The 18,073-nt window shown below is 32.0% G+C and carries 17 protein-coding genes; 11 read left to right on the plus strand and 6 right to left on the minus strand.

Features of this window, described 5'->3' with window-relative positions; genetic code table 11:
- Nucleotides 1–62: 62 nt before the first annotated feature.
- The gene (locus HM984_RS10060) at nucleotides 63–476 is read right to left on the minus strand and encodes an HYC_CC_PP family protein (RefSeq protein ID WP_115808469.1); all 414 of its coding nucleotides are present in this window, start codon (nucleotides 474–476) and stop codon (nucleotides 63–65) included.
- 387 nt (nucleotides 477–863) lie between these two features.
- Here HM984_RS10060 and HM984_RS10065 point away from each other — a divergent pair, with 387 nt between their 5' ends.
- The 5 genes from HM984_RS10065 (at nucleotide 864) to HM984_RS10085 (ending at nucleotide 5,091) form a co-directional block, all read left to right on the plus strand.
- Complete coding sequence (locus HM984_RS10065) at nucleotides 864–1,376, plus strand: GNAT family N-acetyltransferase (protein WP_257018486.1); 513 nt, start codon at nucleotides 864–866, stop codon at nucleotides 1,374–1,376.
- Between the two features lie 163 nt (nucleotides 1,377–1,539).
- Nucleotides 1,540–2,118: a DUF6624 domain-containing protein gene (locus tag HM984_RS10070; RefSeq protein WP_179349072.1), complete on the plus strand. Its 579-nt coding sequence runs from the start codon at nucleotides 1,540–1,542 to the stop codon at nucleotides 2,116–2,118.
- A gap of 253 nt (nucleotides 2,119–2,371) precedes the next feature.
- Complete coding sequence (locus HM984_RS10075) at nucleotides 2,372–4,003, plus strand: S41 family peptidase (protein WP_179349073.1); 1,632 nt, start codon at nucleotides 2,372–2,374, stop codon at nucleotides 4,001–4,003.
- Nucleotides 4,004–4,261: 258 nt separating this feature from the next.
- On the plus strand, nucleotides 4,262–4,450 hold the full coding sequence (locus HM984_RS10080; RefSeq protein ID WP_040757007.1) for a hypothetical protein: 189 nt from the start codon (nucleotides 4,262–4,264) through the stop codon (nucleotides 4,448–4,450).
- Nucleotides 4,451–4,857: 407 nt separating this feature from the next.
- Entirely contained in the window at nucleotides 4,858–5,091 is a 234-nt protein-coding gene (locus tag HM984_RS10085) for a hypothetical protein (RefSeq protein ID WP_179349074.1), read from the plus strand.
- A 344-nt stretch (nucleotides 5,092–5,435) separates the two neighbouring features.
- Here the strand turns inward: HM984_RS10085 and HM984_RS10090 are convergent, their stop codons facing one another.
- Nucleotides 5,436–5,711 carry a winged helix-turn-helix transcriptional regulator gene (locus HM984_RS10090; RefSeq protein WP_115808464.1) on the minus strand — a complete coding sequence of 92 codons (276 nt, stop codon included), beginning with the start codon at nucleotides 5,709–5,711 and terminating at the stop codon, nucleotides 5,436–5,438.
- Nucleotides 5,712–5,868: 157 nt separating this feature from the next.
- Between HM984_RS10090 and HM984_RS10095 the strand changes: the two genes are divergently transcribed.
- On the plus strand, nucleotides 5,869–6,381 hold the full coding sequence (locus HM984_RS10095) for a VOC family protein (RefSeq protein ID WP_179349075.1): 513 nt from the start codon (nucleotides 5,869–5,871) through the stop codon (nucleotides 6,379–6,381).
- A 119-nt stretch (nucleotides 6,382–6,500) separates the two neighbouring features.
- On the opposite strand, the gene HM984_RS10100 is transcribed toward HM984_RS10095, so the two are convergent.
- On the minus strand, nucleotides 6,501–6,857 hold the full coding sequence (locus tag HM984_RS10100) for a DUF983 domain-containing protein (RefSeq protein ID WP_179349076.1): 357 nt from the start codon (nucleotides 6,855–6,857) through the stop codon (nucleotides 6,501–6,503).
- Between the two features lie 93 nt (nucleotides 6,858–6,950).
- Here HM984_RS10100 and HM984_RS10105 point away from each other — a divergent pair, with 93 nt between their 5' ends.
- The 4 genes from HM984_RS10105 (at nucleotide 6,951) to HM984_RS10120 (ending at nucleotide 10,302) form a co-directional block, all read left to right on the plus strand.
- Nucleotides 6,951–7,823: an AraC family transcriptional regulator gene (locus HM984_RS10105; RefSeq protein WP_179349077.1), complete on the plus strand. Its 873-nt coding sequence runs from the start codon at nucleotides 6,951–6,953 to the stop codon at nucleotides 7,821–7,823.
- Between the two features lie 197 nt (nucleotides 7,824–8,020).
- Entirely contained in the window at nucleotides 8,021–8,518 is a 498-nt protein-coding gene (locus HM984_RS10110; RefSeq protein WP_179349078.1) for a hypothetical protein, read from the plus strand.
- Between the two features lie 169 nt (nucleotides 8,519–8,687).
- Nucleotides 8,688–9,833, plus strand: a complete 1,146-nt coding sequence (locus tag HM984_RS10115; protein ID WP_179349079.1) for a T9SS type A sorting domain-containing protein — start codon at nucleotides 8,688–8,690, stop codon at nucleotides 9,831–9,833.
- Between the two features lie 214 nt (nucleotides 9,834–10,047).
- Complete coding sequence (locus HM984_RS10120; RefSeq protein WP_179349080.1) at nucleotides 10,048–10,302, plus strand: hypothetical protein; 255 nt, start codon at nucleotides 10,048–10,050, stop codon at nucleotides 10,300–10,302.
- Between the two features lie 655 nt (nucleotides 10,303–10,957).
- On the opposite strand, the gene HM984_RS10125 is transcribed toward HM984_RS10120, so the two are convergent.
- The 3 genes from HM984_RS10125 to mnmE all read right to left on the minus strand — a co-directional run bounded on the left by HM984_RS10125 (nucleotide 10,958) and on the right by mnmE (nucleotide 16,648).
- Nucleotides 10,958–13,285, minus strand: coding sequence for a VPS10 domain-containing protein (locus HM984_RS10125; protein WP_179349081.1), 2,328 nt, complete (start codon nucleotides 13,283–13,285; stop codon nucleotides 10,958–10,960).
- A gap of 110 nt (nucleotides 13,286–13,395) precedes the next feature.
- Nucleotides 13,396–15,030 (minus strand): tetratricopeptide repeat protein, encoded by a 1,635-nt coding sequence (locus tag HM984_RS10130; protein ID WP_179349082.1) that lies wholly within the window; start codon nucleotides 15,028–15,030, stop codon nucleotides 13,396–13,398.
- Between the two features lie 211 nt (nucleotides 15,031–15,241).
- Nucleotides 15,242–16,648: a tRNA uridine-5-carboxymethylaminomethyl(34) synthesis GTPase MnmE gene (mnmE, locus tag HM984_RS10135; protein ID WP_115808455.1), complete on the minus strand. Its 1,407-nt coding sequence runs from the start codon at nucleotides 16,646–16,648 to the stop codon at nucleotides 15,242–15,244.
- 138 nt (nucleotides 16,649–16,786) lie between these two features.
- On the opposite strand from mnmE, the gene HM984_RS10140 reads away from it, so the two are divergent.
- Nucleotides 16,787–17,962 (plus strand): TlpA disulfide reductase family protein, encoded by a 1,176-nt coding sequence (locus HM984_RS10140; RefSeq protein ID WP_179349083.1) that lies wholly within the window; start codon nucleotides 16,787–16,789, stop codon nucleotides 17,960–17,962.
- Nucleotides 17,963–18,073: the final 111 nt, after the last annotated feature.

Genomic DNA, 18,073 nt, shown 5'->3' on the forward strand with positions numbered 1-18,073 from the left:
CGAATACAGAAAATCATCCTAATGAATGACATCACCGGATAATACAGTCTATTGTTTAAAAATCAAATTAAATACGTCTCGTCGAGCTTGAAGAGTTGCTTGCGGACGAGTGGCGGTTTATAGTCTTCATAAGACGATGTATTGTCATCTAAACTTTCGAAAAGATTGATATACGTATAAACAAATGATGCTATAAAAACCTGCTGTTCTATAGAAATTTTATCGAGTGCCAACTGTAGTTCATCTTGGCCATCAACGACGGATTGTTCATTTTTACAACAATCCTTTTTGGTAATTGCACAACCTTCTGTTGAAGGATTTGCCATGTCCATACCACAGCCTTTGGTTTTATTAAAAACCGCTGTTTCTACTAAAGCATCTCCACAATAATGCATATTAATAGTGAACGACAATGTAGAAAATAAAACTACAAACGCCATCACTAAAGACATTATTTTATGAGAGACTTTTTTCATATGAGTTGCGAAGTTACAAAAATTGAACAACTTATTTTTTTATTTAACAGAAGTTTAAATTATATAGCGCACTTTGAGGACATCTTGAAACGGTTTAAAAGTATAAAAAAGCTGCACCCACTTTTAAACTTATAAAGCGATTCCAATAAAAACGAACCTGTCTATAAATCATTAATTATCATAACACTACGTAAAGTTACGTATATAAAAACCGAAAGGATGTTGTAACTTTATAAACTTATAACAGCGTGTTAGAACATATCTTATCCGTAACGCATAAAGGGATGTGAAATGGAATTGAGTTGATATGATATGATACGTTGTAACCAATATAAAACCAACTATATGAAAAAATCAATATTAATTCTGACAACAATTATTTTATTTGTGCTTCCACAAATAGTTATCTCTCAAAGCAACTCATTTGTACCTGCCGATTTTAAAGTTCCAGATACATTAGAGAATGAACATTTCAGAATTAGGATGCTTACAGTTAACGATGTCGTAAAAGATTATGATGCGGTTATGACAAGTCTTAGCCATTTACAAGAAATGTTCCTTCCACTATGGAACTGGCCAACAGAGGATTTATCATTCGAACAGGATTTGATTGATTTGGGATGGCATCAAAAAGAGTTCCAAATGCGAAGTTCGTTTGCGTATACTGTTGTAAGCCTTGATGAAAGTCAAGTCCTTGGCTGCTTATATATTGAACCTTCTAAAAAGGCTGATTTTGATGCTGAAATTTATATGTGGGTACGACAAAGTGAGGTTGCAAACGGACTTGACTCAATTCTGTTTAGCACAGTAAAGAAATGGATTGACAACGAATGGACTTTTAAGAATCCTGCATATCCCATTAGGGAAATAAGTTTAGAGAAATGGATGTCAATGAAATAAATAATTACTGGCTACAACAATGGCTATAATTCATTGCTTGTTCTCGCCTACTTCTGAAAATCCTCACTGATATTTTATTCGGTTTTTATTTGCTAAATTAGGTGCTTAAACACGCCACTAATCATACACAAAACCGTTCTATGCAATTTAAAAAACACCGTGAATGAATTACAAACTTTTGATATTTAGCCTATTTATAATCCTTTCATCTTGTAAGGATCAAAATTATCAACCATTAGAATTAATAGATATTAATTGCAATAAAGTTCCGGAAATTTTGCAAAATGTTTTTGATAGTGACCAAGAAATGAGAACAAATAGAAGAGAAATTAACCCTAAAATAGATAAAGAAAATCTGATAACAGTAGTTAGTTTAATTGAAAAATGTGGGATGCCTACATTAGAAGAAGTTAACGATGTGCAAATGAGCGCAATTTGGGTAGTTTTCCAACACGGAGACAATACTAATCGAAAAAAATACTTACCTCTTTTAGAAAAATCAGCAAAAAATGGAGATTTAAAAGCGTCGCAAATTGCTTTGATGAAAGATAGAACAATGATGAATGATAACCTACCTCAAGTTTACGGAACTCAAGTAATTAAAAATGGGAATGAATGGATTTTATACGACCTTGCAAATCCTGAAACTGTAAATAAGAGGAGAACGGAAATGGGACTTGAACCTTTACAAGATTATTTAAAACGTTGGAATATTGTGTTTGACATTAAACAATCTGAATAAAAACTGCATAGAACAACGTATATAATTTATTGCTTGGTTCTCGCCTACTTCTGAAAATCCTAGCAGATATTCTATTCGGTTTTTATTTGCTAAATTAAGTGCTTAACCAGGCAATGAGTCCTATACAACAACAATTGCAACACTATTGAAAAAGCCAACTTCAAGCATTTAAAATTTTCTCAATTAAAGAATATTTAACGCTTTCTAAAATTAAATATATGTTCATTTATATGCTATAAAATCTAAAACTTATATGAAAAATAAAATACGTCTTATACTATTTTTATGTATTGTTGGAAATTCAATAAATGCGCAAAATGGGTTAACAGCAACTGAAAAATTAGCTTCTTTTGGAAAAATTTATGGATTCCTAAAATACTATCATCCAGAAGTTGCAAAAGGAAAATTTGATTGGGATAAAGAATTTATGAATTACCTTCCTCAAGTTGTAGCAGCTACAAATAAAGAATCATTATCAAAAGTATACATTGATTGGATTGAAAGTTTAGGTGAAATTAAAAAATGTAAAAAATGCGATTCCGATGAAAATTATTTTGATAAAAATTTTGATTTATCATGGACACAAGACACTGCGATTTTCACAAATGACCTTTCCTCAAAATTAAAGTATATAGAAAATAATAGAAATCAAGGAGACAACTATTATGTATCTACTGAACCAATAGGATATATTAAAATTACAAACGAACCTATTTATGAAGGTATCGAATACCCAACAGAAGAATACAGATTATTAGGGCTTTTTAAATATTGGAATACTATTGAATATTTTTACCCTTACAAATATCTCACAGACCAAGATTGGGATGCTGTTTTAAAAGAGATGATTCCTAAAATTCAAAACACTCTAAATAAAAGTGACTATCAATCTACGCTTAAAGAACTCGTTGCTAAATTAGATGATTCTCATGCTTGGATAAATTTTGGCGATATAGCAAATATCAAATCATTGCCTGTTAAAATCTCCAATATTGAAAATCAAGCCGTTATTTCCGGTTTTTATAACGATTCTATTGCAGACTTAAACAATTTAAAATTAGGAGATATTATTTTGAAAATCAATGGTTCTGATGTTAAATCAGAATTAGAGAAAAAACTAAAATTTGTTTCTGGTTCAAATCAGAATTCTAAAATCAATAAAGCTTATGACTATCTCTTTATTGGTATTGAAGATGCTGTAAAATTAACAGTTGCGAGAAACAGAGATACCTTAGAGTTAACAGCAAACAGATATGACTTTGGTGTTTTTAACTATTTAAAAAACAAGAAAAAAACAAAGTTGAAATCAATAACCGAAAATATAGGTTATATCAATATGGCTAGTGATTTTATCAAAAAAGATATTGATGACATATTTAAATCTTTTGAAAACAAAAGAGCTATCATTATCGATTTAAGACATTATCCTCAATTGAAATATAATTTATTCCTAAGACACTTAAATTCCGTTAAAAAAGAAATTTACAAAGCATATGATCCAAGTATTCATTACCCCGGAAACTTTATTTTTAGAGAAACTTTGAAAACAAGTGCAAGTAGAAAAACATATAACGGGAAAGTAATAATTTTAGTTAATCACGAGTCATTAAGTCGATCTGAATTTACAGCTATGGCTTTTCAGACGGTTGACAATGCGATAACGGTTGGGAATAAAACGGTAGGTACTGATGGATCAAATAAGATGATTGAATATATGGGTGGTTATAAAACGGCATTTACTGGTACTGGCATACTATACCCTGATGGAACAGAATCTCAGAGAAAAGGCGTTAAAATCGATGTAGAAATAAAACCGACAATAAACGGATTAAGACAAGGTCGTGATGAAGTTTTAGAAAAAGCAATTGAGATTGCGAATGAATAAAAATTACTGCTTCCAACAATTGTGTATTATTAATTGCTTTGGCAAATGCTTATTTGAAAAATTTCTTCAGAATTTTATCGTATTCGTATTTTTTTGCTAAATTAGTTGCTTAACCACGCCACTAATTATACACAAGATCGTAAGGTATTACTAATCTAAAACACGTTATAGTTCGCCTCTTTTTCTAAATAAAGATATTTAATACAAATTGAAGAAACACGTTGCCATTCCTTGAAAAACGAATAAATAAATTAAAATATGGAAAAAATGAAACCTTTATTCGGATTTGGCATTGCAATCGGAATTGTATTAGGGGGAATATATTTACTTAACACTAAAGATACTCTTCTAGCAAAAATTATTGGAATTGCTTGTATTGTATTTTTCGGAGGATTAATGATATGGGCAATTTTCAAAAAGATACAGCAGAACAAACAGAAAAAGTAAAAATAAGTTACGTCAAATTTTCAACGCGATTACCAACTCAACACTAAACTAATAATCAAAAGATGACTTGAATCCGGAATTTAGCAGATTATAGAATTGCTCACTATCGGAATTTAAAAATAAAACAACGAAATGGCAATACCCAATAAAAATCCATTGCCAACTCTAGCTTACTCACAAAAATCTTCTCGGATTTTTACTACGCACAGTTCGCTACGCTCGTGTCTATTCGGTTTTTATTTGCTAAATTACGTGCTTAAGCACGCAACTCGTCATACATAACATAGTTAGCGGTTATACGAAGGCGCAAACTTCTCAACAACCACTTTAACACTACTAATTTAGAAACTACCAAAGAAAATAAAGTACGAACCGCTAAGTTTGATGTATTACCATAAAAGAATAAAATGATTATAGAACAAGAACAAAAATTTAAAGAAGTCCTTACTAAAATAGAAGGAAAAATTAGTGAACAAAGTTTTTTCAATATGTTCTTGGAACTGTATCCTGACGTATGGAAAAAACATAAGGCTAATTATTTTAAATTTAATAGAAGTAAACAATTTGGACAAACAATTCCGTTGGCAAATCCTGAAGTTTCATTACGAAAAGAAATTAGGATATGGTTACGAAAGCAATAAAACCATTGTAACTAATGTTAGAAAAACGTAAAAAGTTACTACATTAATCAATGTGATAATCCTTAATTTAGAGCGCAAGAAGGCCGTTATCTAGAAATGATTTAAAATGAAGAAAAGATCTTAATCTTTTAGACTTCAGTAAACATATCAGCGAAAGTAACAATGGTCTAAGTAAAATATATATGACCGCTCTTAAAATTGAATAAAACGATTCTCAACACCACCTATGATTCGACATTTAAAACAACAAGTAATAAGGCATTATTTTTTAACTAAAGTACTTTTATCAATTTTGAAGCTCTATAAAAAAACGATGTTTCAAATTTAAAATAAAACACATCACATTACCGCTTACAATCGTCCAAACCCCATGCATCTAACCGCTTTAAAATATCCTCGAGCGATTTCCCTCTAGCGCTTAACGTATACTCTACTTTAGGCGGCACTACAGGATAAACTTTTCGAGAAATAAGGCCATCTTTTTCTAAATCCCTTACCGTTTGGGTAAACATTTTATTTGAAATCCCTGGGATTTTCTTTTGTAATATTCCCGATCGTAAACCACCTTCTAATAAATGAAATAATACTAAGGGTTTCCATTTGGTTCCTATTAAATTCATGGTGTAATTCAATGGGCAATTCGACTCTTTATTCAAAAATATATTTTTATAATATTGATTATCATTATTTTACTCGTTTAGGTAACTATACCACTATTTAGTAAGTTATTGCCCAAGAGACAAATATAGCTTAATTTTGCAATCTAAAATATAAGTTATGACAACTAATAAAAATTATCCAAAATCATTTTCACATATCGGACTCACAGTGCCAAATATAAAAGAAGCTGTAAAATTCTATTCCGAAGTTATGGGCTGGTATGTTATTATGGAACCTTCAACAGTAAAGAAGGAAACGGAAACCGCTATTGGACAAATGTGTATTGATGTCTTTGGCGACGATTGGACGGCATTTGAAATTGCACATTTGGCAACTTCTGATGGCATTGGCATAGAATTATTTTCTTTTCCGAATGGCATTAAAGAAGCACCAGACTTTAATCCTTTTAATACCGGTTTATTTCACTTTTGTATTCAAGATCCAAATATTGAAGATCTTATTGCTAAAATTTTAGTTTATGGTGGTAAACAACGCATGCCAATTAGAGAATACTACCCCGAAGACAAGCCTTTTAAAATGTGTTATGTTGAAGACCCATTTGGAATTGTATTTGAAATCTACACCCATAGTTATGAACTGACCTATTCTTCTGGTGCTTATTCAAAATAAAAATCTATCGGCTAGAGCATAAAAATTAAGAGTAGTTTTAGCCGATTTACACTACCACTCCAGCATATTATATCTGTGATTTATGTGCGACTTTTCAACACATTTCCATGACTTCAACTTTAGACCTTGTCTTTATAAAACAAATAGATCCAAATAGACCTCGACAATTTAAAATTAAAAGTACTTAATAGAAATGCCATCACCACAATAATTAAGAAAACACGTAAGGGCGAAAAATCAATAAGACTCCAAAATACAACCATACACGCCATCATTTCTGCTGCTGCAAGTGCATAACTAACAAACATAGCTCCAAAAAAGAAACCCACTTCACGTTCAAATTTATAATCACATATTTGACATCTATCGTTCATTTTAGGAATCTTCAACAATAGGATATTTCCACTCACACTAAAAATCTTACCGTCTTTACAATTCGGACATTTACAATTTAAAGCATTAATAACTTTACTCATCACATCGTGTTTATTAGTCCGCAAAATTCAGATTATAAATTGCTTTTAGACATATAGTATAAACACCAATTTTTGTACTTTTAGGACATTATTATGAAAATACCAGTTCTAAATATTAGTCAGTTTAAAGAATCCGCATCACTAAATGATGTGTATATCAATTCGTTTTCAAATCATATACAGCTCAATAAGCACTTAATAAACAAACCACACAGCCATAATTTCTATTTGTGTGTGCTCTTTAGTGAAGGCACAGGAACCCATGAAATCGATTTTAATTCTTATGATATAAATCCGGGGACAGTATTCTTATTAAAACCAGGACAAACACATTTCTGGAAATTTGAAACCCCTCCAGAAGGTTACATCTTTTTTCATTCTCAAGAGTTTTATGAACTCAAATTTTTAGAACATAAGCTTCAAACGTTTCCTTTTTTCTACTCGAATCAAAATCCACCTGTGCTAGAATTAACGGTAGATAAACGCATACAATTACAGCTCAAATTTCAGGATGTCTATACCGAATATCTGCAAACTAATCTATTAAGAGAGTTAAAAATAGTCAACTCTATAAACCATATTTATATCGAATTAACAAGAGCTTATACCGTTAACACCAATTTAGAAAAACTAAATTCTCCGCACTATGCTAACATTCTCGAAAAGTTAGAAACCCTAATTAACTCTCATTTTTACAATGAAAAATTACCAAAATTTTATGCGGATAAATTACATATAACCACAAAGCATCTTAATAGAGTCGTAAAAGAAACCATAGATAAGACCACAAGCCAGTTAATTTCTGAAAGAATAATCCTAGAAGCAAAACGATTGATTGTACATTCTAAAGACAATTTGGCCAATATAGCTTATACACTGCAATTCTCTGACTATGCCTATTTTTCAAAGTTTTTTAAATCTAAAACAGGTATGACGCCTTTAGATTTTCGGAAAAAGTATTTTTGATAATACCTCACAATTTCATAATACAGCACACAATTATAGACGCTATCACATTCATTTTTTAACTAAATCTTGTGTAATAGTCCATCTCTTGTTTATTTACTAAATTAGTTGCCCAGCCTTGTAACACCCAAAAAAGGAGAAGCAAACTGCCCAAAAATATTTTGTACGAAATTTGACTTACCCAAAATTGAAACCGATTGAGAAGACTATTACTTGTTTTAGGAATTATAATAATTAGTTTAGAAATCGTGCTTTATACATATTGGTATAAAGTGTTAGAATTTATGGAATTCTTTGTGGCTCTTGGACTTTGTCATTTGGCGAATTCAGCTATTATTCTTGGCTTGCTGACAGAATTACTCCCCAAAGACAAAAGAAAACTGAAACATAATATAGTACTAGGCGTTGCGATGACTTTCTTTCTCATCCTTTTTTTTAATGCTTCTAGAGTTAGAAATCGAATAGATAAAGATGGTATTTTAACACACGGCATCATTATTAAGAAAAAATATGGTGCTAAAACATCTCCATATGTCATTACTAAATTTAATTATAAGGGTACAAATTACAAATCAACCTTAACCATACCCGACTCAAGAACATTTGAAAAAATAAACTTAGGGGATTCAGTGGTCATCAAGTTTGTAAAAGAATACCCAAAAATGATGAATAGAACTGTAAGCTTATTGAACTAACCGCAGATCATAATGTTGCATATTTGAAGAATTACCTTCTTCTAGTCTACTCACAATCAAAGTACGCAAAGTCAGACACCACAACCTTCAAACCGTAAAATACCCGATACTAGGTATTGAATTCAATATAATTTAGCTCTAATATTGACTATTAACTAAATCTTATATCATGAAAACAAAACTACTTACACTTTTACTATTTGCATTGATTTTAAACACAATGCAATCGCAAACAAATACTACAGACTATGTTTCTGGTGTTATTGGTGCAAAATCCTTAACGATAAACGGAACCACAATGTATGCGCTAGGTGCTGAAAATATTTACAGCATAGATACGACATTAAATAACCCTGTACCAACGGTAATTTACACAGTACCACCAGACTTTTTTTTGGTAAATTTCACAATTAATGGCAATTTAATTTACATAATATTAGAAAACTATATACAAGCTACAGATACCTTTTTAGGTGGTAAAATTGTAGCCTTAGATGTAAACAACTTATCAAACCCTGTTCAAGATATTTATACCAGTAGTGAATACATCAGCGCTATTGCAAATGATGGTTCTACATTATACATTACCGCAGAAACATTAACAAATCCACCGAACTTTGACCCTTTTATAACCCATTTAGATGAAATCGATTCTAGCATATCAAACCCAACAGCGCAATTGGTGGTGAACAATGTAACGGATACTAGTGTTATAACAGGTATTACTTTTGATAACGGTGACATTTATTTAGCATCGAGTGATGCTAATGAAATTTTAAAAATAGATGTTAATCAAAGTAATCCAACGGTAGATCTATTAACGGACTTTACATTTTCTAGAGGTCTTTTTAAATCTGGAAATGAATTATACCTGTCTTACGGAAGCTTAATCACAAAAATTGATATCACAGACCCATCAGCCGGATCAACTGCTATTGCTGTAAACGCAACCTACCAAGATACTAACCCAAATGATGGCACTCAATTCTTCGCAAATTTCAGAGATGTTATTCTTGTCGGTAATAAGGTATACGCAACATTAGCCAATCAAAATAAAGTGGTGCAAGCGATTGATGTAACATTATCTACAAATGAATTTAATGTTCTTGAGACCAGTATCTATAACAATAAAAATTATGTTTATATTAATGGTTTAACCACTCCTAAGGACACACAGATTTTTAATGTCTCTGGCCAATTGCTAATTAATAAAACAGTATCACCAAATAGCAACTCAATTGATATTAGCACTTTATCTAACGGAATTTATATGGTAACTATAGACAATCAAAAAACATTCAAGTTTGTAAAGTAAACTTGTGAAAATTTAAAGAGTACCACCAATGACTTTTAAGGATTTGTTGGTGCTTTTTTACTCCTTCTAATTCCACTTATTTTGCTTGTCCACTTCATAATACTCGATTCTATTCGTTTTTTATTAAATTAGGTGACTAAAGTAAATTTGCAAAGCACAGCCATACACAAAACCGTTGACATCTATTGCAGGAACGCATTCAAAATCATAAAATATGAATAAAATAAAATTGACTTTAATTTTTGTACTAATATTCTCTTTAGACTGCTTCAGTCAAAACTCTGATAACAACGGAATAAGAAATACAGCAATTAGCAGTGGAATTGGATTAGGAAGTGTATTAGCTGTTGTCGTTTCTTGGGAAAGGAACAAGTCTGTTTTATTAGCATTTTTACACGGAATTTTTAGCTGGTTATATGTTTTATATTTTGTGCTAACAAGAAAGCCTGAAGAAAGGCAAAAAAAATAAGCCCGAACTTATACCAATTTATCTAAGCTGAATTGTGTGTATGAAAGGTAAGTTGCGGAATTAGATGAATTTGACCATTAAAAAGCCTGCAGGTAACCTCGTATATAAAGTATTGCTAGATTCTTGCCTACTTAGAAAGTCCTTGCTGATTTTGTATTCCGTTTTTATTTACTAAATGAAGTACAAACATCACACAATAAATCATTTATAACACCTTTATGCTTCATTACTAGAAACCGCTAACCAATCTAACATAATGCAATGCCCTATTCTTTGATCTAGCTTTAGTACAGAAATCGGTCTCGCAAATCATCCCTTAAACACATAACAGCACAAGCAGTTTTAAGCAAATCGTTCTCGGCATAAAAGATGCTTTGGTGTTCCCCAAGCAAACCCTTAAGTTTCTATCTAAGCCCTTAATAGACCATCTCATACATCGTATGCCTTCAAACCATTTTAAAGAAGAAATACAACTGTTTTCTAAGTAGTTATCACTTTGAACATAACTAATAGCTGGTTCAAAATGTAATATAAAAAAAGGAACCCTATTTTGTAATGTCATTTAACATTAAACAAAATGGGTTCCTAATCAATTTTAATTATTAAACAAAAAAGAACGCATCAGTTATAAAACGTTTAGGGAGACGTTCTAATACTAATTAGACTTTAATAAGCGTTTAGTAATTGTACCGTTAATAGTTTTTACCTTAACCAAATACACTCCTGAAGCTAAATCACTAACATCAATCGCAGCATTAGGCTGAGTAACTGTTTTAACGTTTTTACCCGAAATAGTATAAATAGTAACAGCCAATACATTAGTATCACTCTGTACTGAAAAACTAGTGTTTGCTGGATTAGGGTATAATTGAATTGGGTTATTATATAACACTTCTGAAGTAACCGATAAAGTTATTAAGTCAATATCGTATTTTATTAATCCTAAATCGTGTACTCCTAAGTAAACACTTACCTCATCTTCAGTAAAAAGAAAAGCAGAAGATTCTGTAAAAGGATAGTTTAACATCTCAGGTGATATTTCACTCCAAGTCTCTCCTAAATCAGTAGTAATCTTAATTTTTGCTTTCGCTATTGGCAACGGCACGTTAAACCCATCAGAGTAATGTGTAACTCCTACAATGGTGTTCTCGGTCACAGATGAAAAGGCAACATTATCTGTAAATTCCGCAGAAATAGAAACCCAAGAATCACCTTTATCTTCAGACAAATAGATACCATCAGTACTAGACAGCAACAATTGGTTTGCATTTAAAGGGTTTTGCTCTATATCTAATATTAAATGATCACGAGCATCCAAATGTTCTAAACCACTATTACTTAAAGTCCAGTTAGCACCATCATCAGTTGATTTATAAAAATCAACCCCTTGCGTAATAAAAATAGTAGTTGCAGCGTCACTATCTACTTGTACAGCTGTAATAACTTCTCCTAACTCAGGAATAGCAATATTCTGATCAATAATATTATCCATATCCGTTAAATCTACTTTGTGCACCTCTAAACCTGTAGATATCCAACTAATATTTGGATTAGCAATAGAAGTTGATACGTCTTCAAGAATTAAGAAGAACATAGAACTCGCTATCAATTTAGGATCTAATCCATGCGCTGAACTCACGTTAATGTAAGATGTATTCAGTGACCTATTCCCTGTAAAAACACGTCCAGGAACAACAGGATCCGCAAATACTTTCACTGCTGACCCAAAACCTTGTGTTAAAGATTGAAGATAATGCCCTTCCTCCGTATCGTTTTGCAAATCTTTATGCATATAACCTGAACGCATACCATAATAGACGTGATTTTCATCTGCCGATGAGTAGGTTGAAATAATTCCTGTTGCATTCACAAAAGGATTTTCTAATTTTTCAAGTGTTAAACCACCATCTGTAGTTAAGAACGTATAAAAGTTTGTTGTAATTAATAATTCATCTGCCGTAAAAGGATTATACGAAGCCGTTAAACCATAGTAATACGCCTCCGGATCTATTGTGGTGTAAACATAGTTTTCCCAAGTCGTTCCGTTATCAGAAGATACAACCATTTCATTTTCTTCTAAGATTATGATTTCATTAGAATTGTTAGGATTAAATTCAATTTTATTAATGTGATCAGAAGACATAGTTGTCCATGTAATTGGCACAATCGCCCAAGTATCTCCACCATCTAAAGAACGGTATAAATTTTCGACATGAGTATCGTAACCATAACTTGTACCTAATAAGATATCATCCGAATTATCTGGATTAAAAGCTATAGCATCGTAAGTGTTTCCTGGTATTTTATTTTCCCAAGTTTGCCCTGCGTCTGAAGACACAAAGACTCCTCCTAATTCTCTAGAGGTAGAACCACCACGCATTAGGAATAACTTGTCGTCATCTTCTGGTGAAATACTCACATTGTTTATAGCAACATTATCGTTAATAGCACTATAATAAATTGAGTTCCAATTAAGACCACCATTAGAGGTATAAAACACCTCATGAGTATACGCTCCAAGCAAAGAATACGTTGTATGCATCAACACCACATCATTATTAGAATCAGAAATATCATACGACTCTATTAAGATATCAGATTCAAAAGAGTTAGGTGGAGAAAACGTTTGAGTAATGGAAGCTGTAGCTAAATTAAACATTACTATTTTGTTGTAATCAGTACCTTCAGCTCTAACATTAAAACTTAAGACATCTCCATCATTAATAAGTTTTAAATCTCTTAATATCGCATAATTATCTAGTGGATCTGAATATAAAACAGTCCAAGTGTCACCTCCATCTATAGAAGTTACAACATGATTTGTTAATGTAAGAGCATAAATAACATCCTCTTGGGTTTTACTATACGTAACATCGAGCAATTGTCCATAAGCTTTTGAAGCTTCTAATTGAATTTGAGCAGTCGCTGTAATTGAAATAATAACGCTTAAGAAAAAGAATAATAAAGTAGTTCGTTTTTTCATAATATCTTATTTTAGATTAGGGTGATAAATATAGATACAAGAGATCATTAGAGGTGTATTTTAAGCGTGACATTCCGTGACACCATTAAGTTTTTAACGTGACACCCCAATTAAATCATTGACAAATAATTATGAAATGTAGTGTCTTCTGGGATATTTAACTTATTGGAAAGTCGCTCTTTACGCTTCCTGCAGGATTGCGGAGTGATGTTTAAAAGCGATGCGATTTCTTTATTTGACAAATTCATGTACAAATAAGTGATATAACGAATATCACTTGGAGTCAATTTTTCATGTTTACGCCTAAGTCGGTCTAAAAACCCTTGATTGATTTCCTCAAAGTGCGTAAAAAAACTATCCCATTGTGTATCTGTTTTAAGATGTTTTTTTAATTCTCTTATGTGTTGTTTTAATTCTGGGTTTTCTGAGATTAAAGTATTTTGAGATAATGATTGCACGACCTCTTCAATTAAATCATTTTTACTAGACAAAGACAAAGCTTTTGCTGTGAGCTTTCTATTTTTTACTTCTAATTCGTTTTTAAAACGTTCTTGTTCTAATAGCGCTAAGGTTTCTTGCTCTCGTAATTGTTTTTGGATAAGCAAGTAATCACTTTTCTCTTTCGCTAATTCTAATTCTACAATGGTTTTACGTTGTCTATGCTTAATAGAATTACTTCTAAAAACCCACAAAATAAAGCCCATACTTAATACTGTAATCCCAATGATGCTATAAAAGAAGCGACGTTCTTGTTTTAATATTTCTTTACTTTCGGAAAGTTCATGCTGATAATTTTGAATTTGAAACTTTACTTTTTCGGTTTCAAACAATTTTCTATTTCTGGTGGTCGTTAGTGAGTCTGAAGCCATAATTACAGAATCCTTATAAACTAAGGCCTTTTCTAGCATCCCCATTTTACCATATAAATTAGAGAGATAACCATAAATTTCTGAGCGGTTCTCTATGCCAACTTGCGTATACCGAGCTTCAATTACATAATGCAGCGCTTTATCTAAACGGTTTTGTTCTTCATTAATCTTTGCTAAAACAAATAGAATAAAAACCTTATTCTCTACTTGTGATATATCTTGAAACTTTTGTAATAAATTAAGAGCAATAGCTTCGGATTTAGCATATTGCTTTTTTAAAAGATACATTTCAGATTGGGCCATTTTTCCTTGTACCAAAACCTTTGGCTCGTTCTTTAATAAAGGAAAGGCCTCTTCAATATAACTTTGAGCAGAATCTGGTGCTTTCATTTTATTAGACACCAAAGCCAAATTTACCGCGTAATAACCAACTTTAACCTCATCTTCTATGTCTTTTGCTTTTTGATAAGCTTTGAAGAAATAATCCTTAGCTTGTACTAAATCCTCTTCTTGAAAATAAAGTATCCCTATGTTATTGAGCACCGTCATTTCCTGACGAGAATCTAAATGCGCAATCGCCACTTCATAAGCTCGCAAATAATACAACACCGCTTCGCCAAAATCTGAAAGCAAATAATAATTGGAACCGATATTTAAGGTTGACCTAAAGACCTGTTCATACCATTCATTTTTCTTGGCTATCGTTTCGGTAGTGATCAATAATTCAATAGACTGAGAATGTTCTTTTTGAAACATTAAGGCAATACCCTCTTCTATTTGAACATCTAAAGCCTCAGGAGTCTCAACTTGAGCGTAACTATGTATTGCCATCAATAAAGCAATACATTTGATGTATAAACGTCGTTTTTTATGCATTAAATCGTAGCCTTTTTTAAGGCTAAATGTAACTAAAATTTGAAGAATGCTTTATTAAAAACCTATTCCCCTATTTACAAACAGGTTATCTTTACATAAAATAGAAACTCTTAGCTACAATAATGTTCTTAGACGTAATTCCGGACAACTTAATATGAATTTAAATGATCAATTTAGTCTATTGAGCACCTCAAAATGATCTATGAGGATTCTACTTCCCGATACAAAAATTAGCAAAAATATTACCCAACAAATCATCATTAGTAATCTCACCTGTGATCTCTCCGAAGTGATACAACGCCTGACGAATATCAATCGCTAACAAATCTCCAGACAAGTCAGTTTCTAATCCATATTGAACTTTCTGAACTTCTTCAAAAGCTTTTAACAACGCATCATAATGACGAGAATTCGTGACAATAGTTTCATTATTTCGAAGGGCTCCTGTGTTTATTAAATCGAGAAGCTTATTAGTTAATTGTTCCACACCAAAACCAGATTTCGCCGAAATAGGAATCACTTGCGTATCTTTAGAGTGCAAAGCCGTTCTAATATCTGCCAATTCCGAATCCGTTATCTGATCTATTTTATTCAAAATAATCAATAACTGTTTTTGTGGGAACTTGTTTTTTACCTTTTCAATTTCAATAGTTATAGTTTTAATAGCTTCTTTATCTACAGCTAAATGTGCACTGCTCACTAAAAACATCACCACTTGGGCTTGTTCTATCTTTTCAAACGTCTTTTTAATACCAATGCTCTCTACCACATCTTCAGTTTCACGGATACCTGCCGTATCTATAAATCTAAACCCGATACCTCCAATGGAAATTTCATCTTCAATGGTATCTCGTGTAGTTCCTGCAATTTCAGAAACTATGGCTCTATCTTCATTTAATAACGCGTTCAATAAAGTAGATTTTCCAACATTGGGCTCTCCAACTATAGCCACTGGAATTCCGTTTTTAATCACGTTTCCAACCGCAAAAGAATCTATCAAACGCTTCAATACAAAATTGATGCGCTCTATTAATTGTTTAAATTGTGTTCTATCTGCAAATTCTACATCTTCTTCTGCAAAGTCTAATTCTAGTTCTATTAACGATGCGAAGTTTAAAAGCTCTTCACGAAGCTTAGCTATTTCAGAAGAGAAACCTCCACGCATCTGCTGCATGGCTATTTGATGCGACGCTTCATTATCACTAGAAATAAGATCTGCTACAGCTTCTGCCTGACTTAAATCTAATTTGCCATTTAAAAAAGCGCGCAGCGTAAATTCACCTGCTGTTGCCATACGACAACCTTCTCTTAAAAATAACTGAATAATTTCTTGTTGAATATAAGATGAGCCATGGCATGAAATTTCCACCACATTCTCACCCGTATAAGAATTAGGATCTTTAAATACGGATACCAAAACCTCATCAATAGTGCGATTATTATCAATAACATGCCCTAAATGAATGGTATGTGTCGCTTGCTTGTTTAAATCCTTATTAGAAACAGATTTAAAACATTTTGAAGCTATAGTTATGGCGTCATTTCCAGATAATCGTATAACAGCAATGGCACCACTTCCTGATGGTGTTGCTAAAGCGACAATGGTATCGTTATGCATCTTCTAATTCTTTGTTGCAAAAGTATTGTAAATTATGGGATTCTTTAACTATTAACGTCAACAACTTTAAGAGTTACCGTTTTATATTTTCCGTATTAAAGCTTTGTTTTTATATTTGTGATACACAAAAATAGTATTATGAAAAACGTATTTATCTTCACAATTATTGGACTTTTATTTTTAAGCTGTAAACCTGAAGAAAAACGAACAGATTACATTATTAATGGGAATGCATCAGGCGTTTATAATGGTGTTAGAGCGTATTTAAAAGAAAAAGACAGAACTGGTAGAGAACGGGTTGTTGATACGGCTGTTGTTGTTAATGAAAAATTTACGTTTACAGGTAAAGTTGATATTCCTAAACCTTCGGTAATATCTATTAATTCTGTAAATGGAAATCTCAATTTTATGTTAGAAAACAGTGTCATTGACATCTCTATTGACAAAGCAAATATATCACAATCACAAGTTTCTGGTTCGGCTTCACAAACAGATTTTGACGCTTATAACCAAGGTTACGCAAAACTTAAAAAGGAATCCGTAGATCTACAGAATGAATTACGAAATATACACAGACAATTAAGTAGTGGTAGCTCTGAACAATTACAGTCTAAAAAAGATTCTTTAACAAACCTTTTTATAGCTGCTCAGAAGAAACAGCAAAACTATCCTCTTAGTTTTATAAAAGCGAATACCAATAGCTATTATAGTCTCACTTTAATTGAGCAAGAAATCAACAAAAAAAATGCTAATATTAAAGATTACCAAGAGGCTTTTAATAATCTTAACTCAGAATTACAATCGACTTCTAAAGGTGCAGGCATCAAAATAAATCTAACTACACTCATGGTTGCTTTTGAAGCCAAATCTAGGGTTGATATTGGAAAAATAGCCCCAAACTTTAAAGCTCCAACTCCTGAAGGAAAAACAGTGAGTCTAAATGATATTAAAGGCAAAGTAACTATTATCGACTTTTGGGCAGCTTGGTGTGGCCCTTGCCGAAGAGAAAATCCAAATGTCGTTAACATTTACAATAAATATCATAGCCAAGGCTTAGAAATAATTGGGGTATCTTTAGATGGGACGCGTTCTCAAAAAGATCCAAAACAAGCTTGGGTAAATGCTATAGAACAGGATAAATTAAGCTGGACACAAGTATCTAATTTATCTTATTTTCTAGATCCTGTTGCACAACTCTATAACATTCAAGCTATTCCTGCGGTGTTTATATTAGATGCTGAAGGCAAAATTGCTGCCAAAAACCTTAGAGGAAACGCTCTAGAAGCTAAAGTAAAAGAACTCTTAGCTCTATAAACAGCTTACAATTCTATAGCTCTAGACTCGCAAAAAATAAAAGAGGTCGTCTAAAAACAATTTAGGCGACCTTTTAATTTTTAATCATGTTGGTTTTATTGTTAAGATACT

Source organism: Winogradskyella pacifica, assembly GCF_013403915.1.
Taxonomy (GTDB): domain Bacteria; phylum Bacteroidota; class Bacteroidia; order Flavobacteriales; family Flavobacteriaceae; genus Winogradskyella; species Winogradskyella pacifica.

Coding starts and splice junctions, on each gene's coding strand:
- HM984_RS10060 (WP_115808469.1), bottom strand. CDS start 476: ATGAAAAAAGTCTCTCATAAAATAATGTCTTTAGTGATGGCGTTTGTA.
- HM984_RS10070 (WP_179349072.1), top strand. CDS start 1,540: ATGAATTACAAACTTTTGATATTTAGCCTATTTATAATCCTTTCATCT.
- HM984_RS10075 (WP_179349073.1), top strand. CDS start 2,372: ATGAAAAATAAAATACGTCTTATACTATTTTTATGTATTGTTGGAAAT.
- HM984_RS10080 (WP_040757007.1), top strand. CDS start 4,262: ATGGAAAAAATGAAACCTTTATTCGGATTTGGCATTGCAATCGGAATT.
- HM984_RS10085 (WP_179349074.1), top strand. CDS start 4,858: ATGATTATAGAACAAGAACAAAAATTTAAAGAAGTCCTTACTAAAATA.
- HM984_RS10090 (WP_115808464.1), bottom strand. CDS start 5,711: ATGAATTTAATAGGAACCAAATGGAAACCCTTAGTATTATTTCATTTA.
- HM984_RS10095 (WP_179349075.1), top strand. CDS start 5,869: ATGACAACTAATAAAAATTATCCAAAATCATTTTCACATATCGGACTC.
- HM984_RS10100 (WP_179349076.1), bottom strand. CDS start 6,857: ATGAGTAAAGTTATTAATGCTTTAAATTGTAAATGTCCGAATTGTAAA.
- HM984_RS10105 (WP_179349077.1), top strand. CDS start 6,951: ATGAAAATACCAGTTCTAAATATTAGTCAGTTTAAAGAATCCGCATCA.
- HM984_RS10115 (WP_179349079.1), top strand. CDS start 8,688: ATGAAAACAAAACTACTTACACTTTTACTATTTGCATTGATTTTAAAC.
- HM984_RS10120 (WP_179349080.1), top strand. CDS start 10,048: ATGAATAAAATAAAATTGACTTTAATTTTTGTACTAATATTCTCTTTA.
- HM984_RS10125 (WP_179349081.1), bottom strand. CDS start 13,285: ATGAAAAAACGAACTACTTTATTATTCTTTTTCTTAAGCGTTATTATT.
- HM984_RS10130 (WP_179349082.1), bottom strand. CDS start 15,030: ATGCATAAAAAACGACGTTTATACATCAAATGTATTGCTTTATTGATG.
- mnmE (WP_115808455.1), bottom strand. CDS start 16,648: ATGCATAACGATACCATTGTCGCTTTAGCAACACCATCAGGAAGTGGT.
- HM984_RS10140 (WP_179349083.1), top strand. CDS start 16,787: ATGAAAAACGTATTTATCTTCACAATTATTGGACTTTTATTTTTAAGC.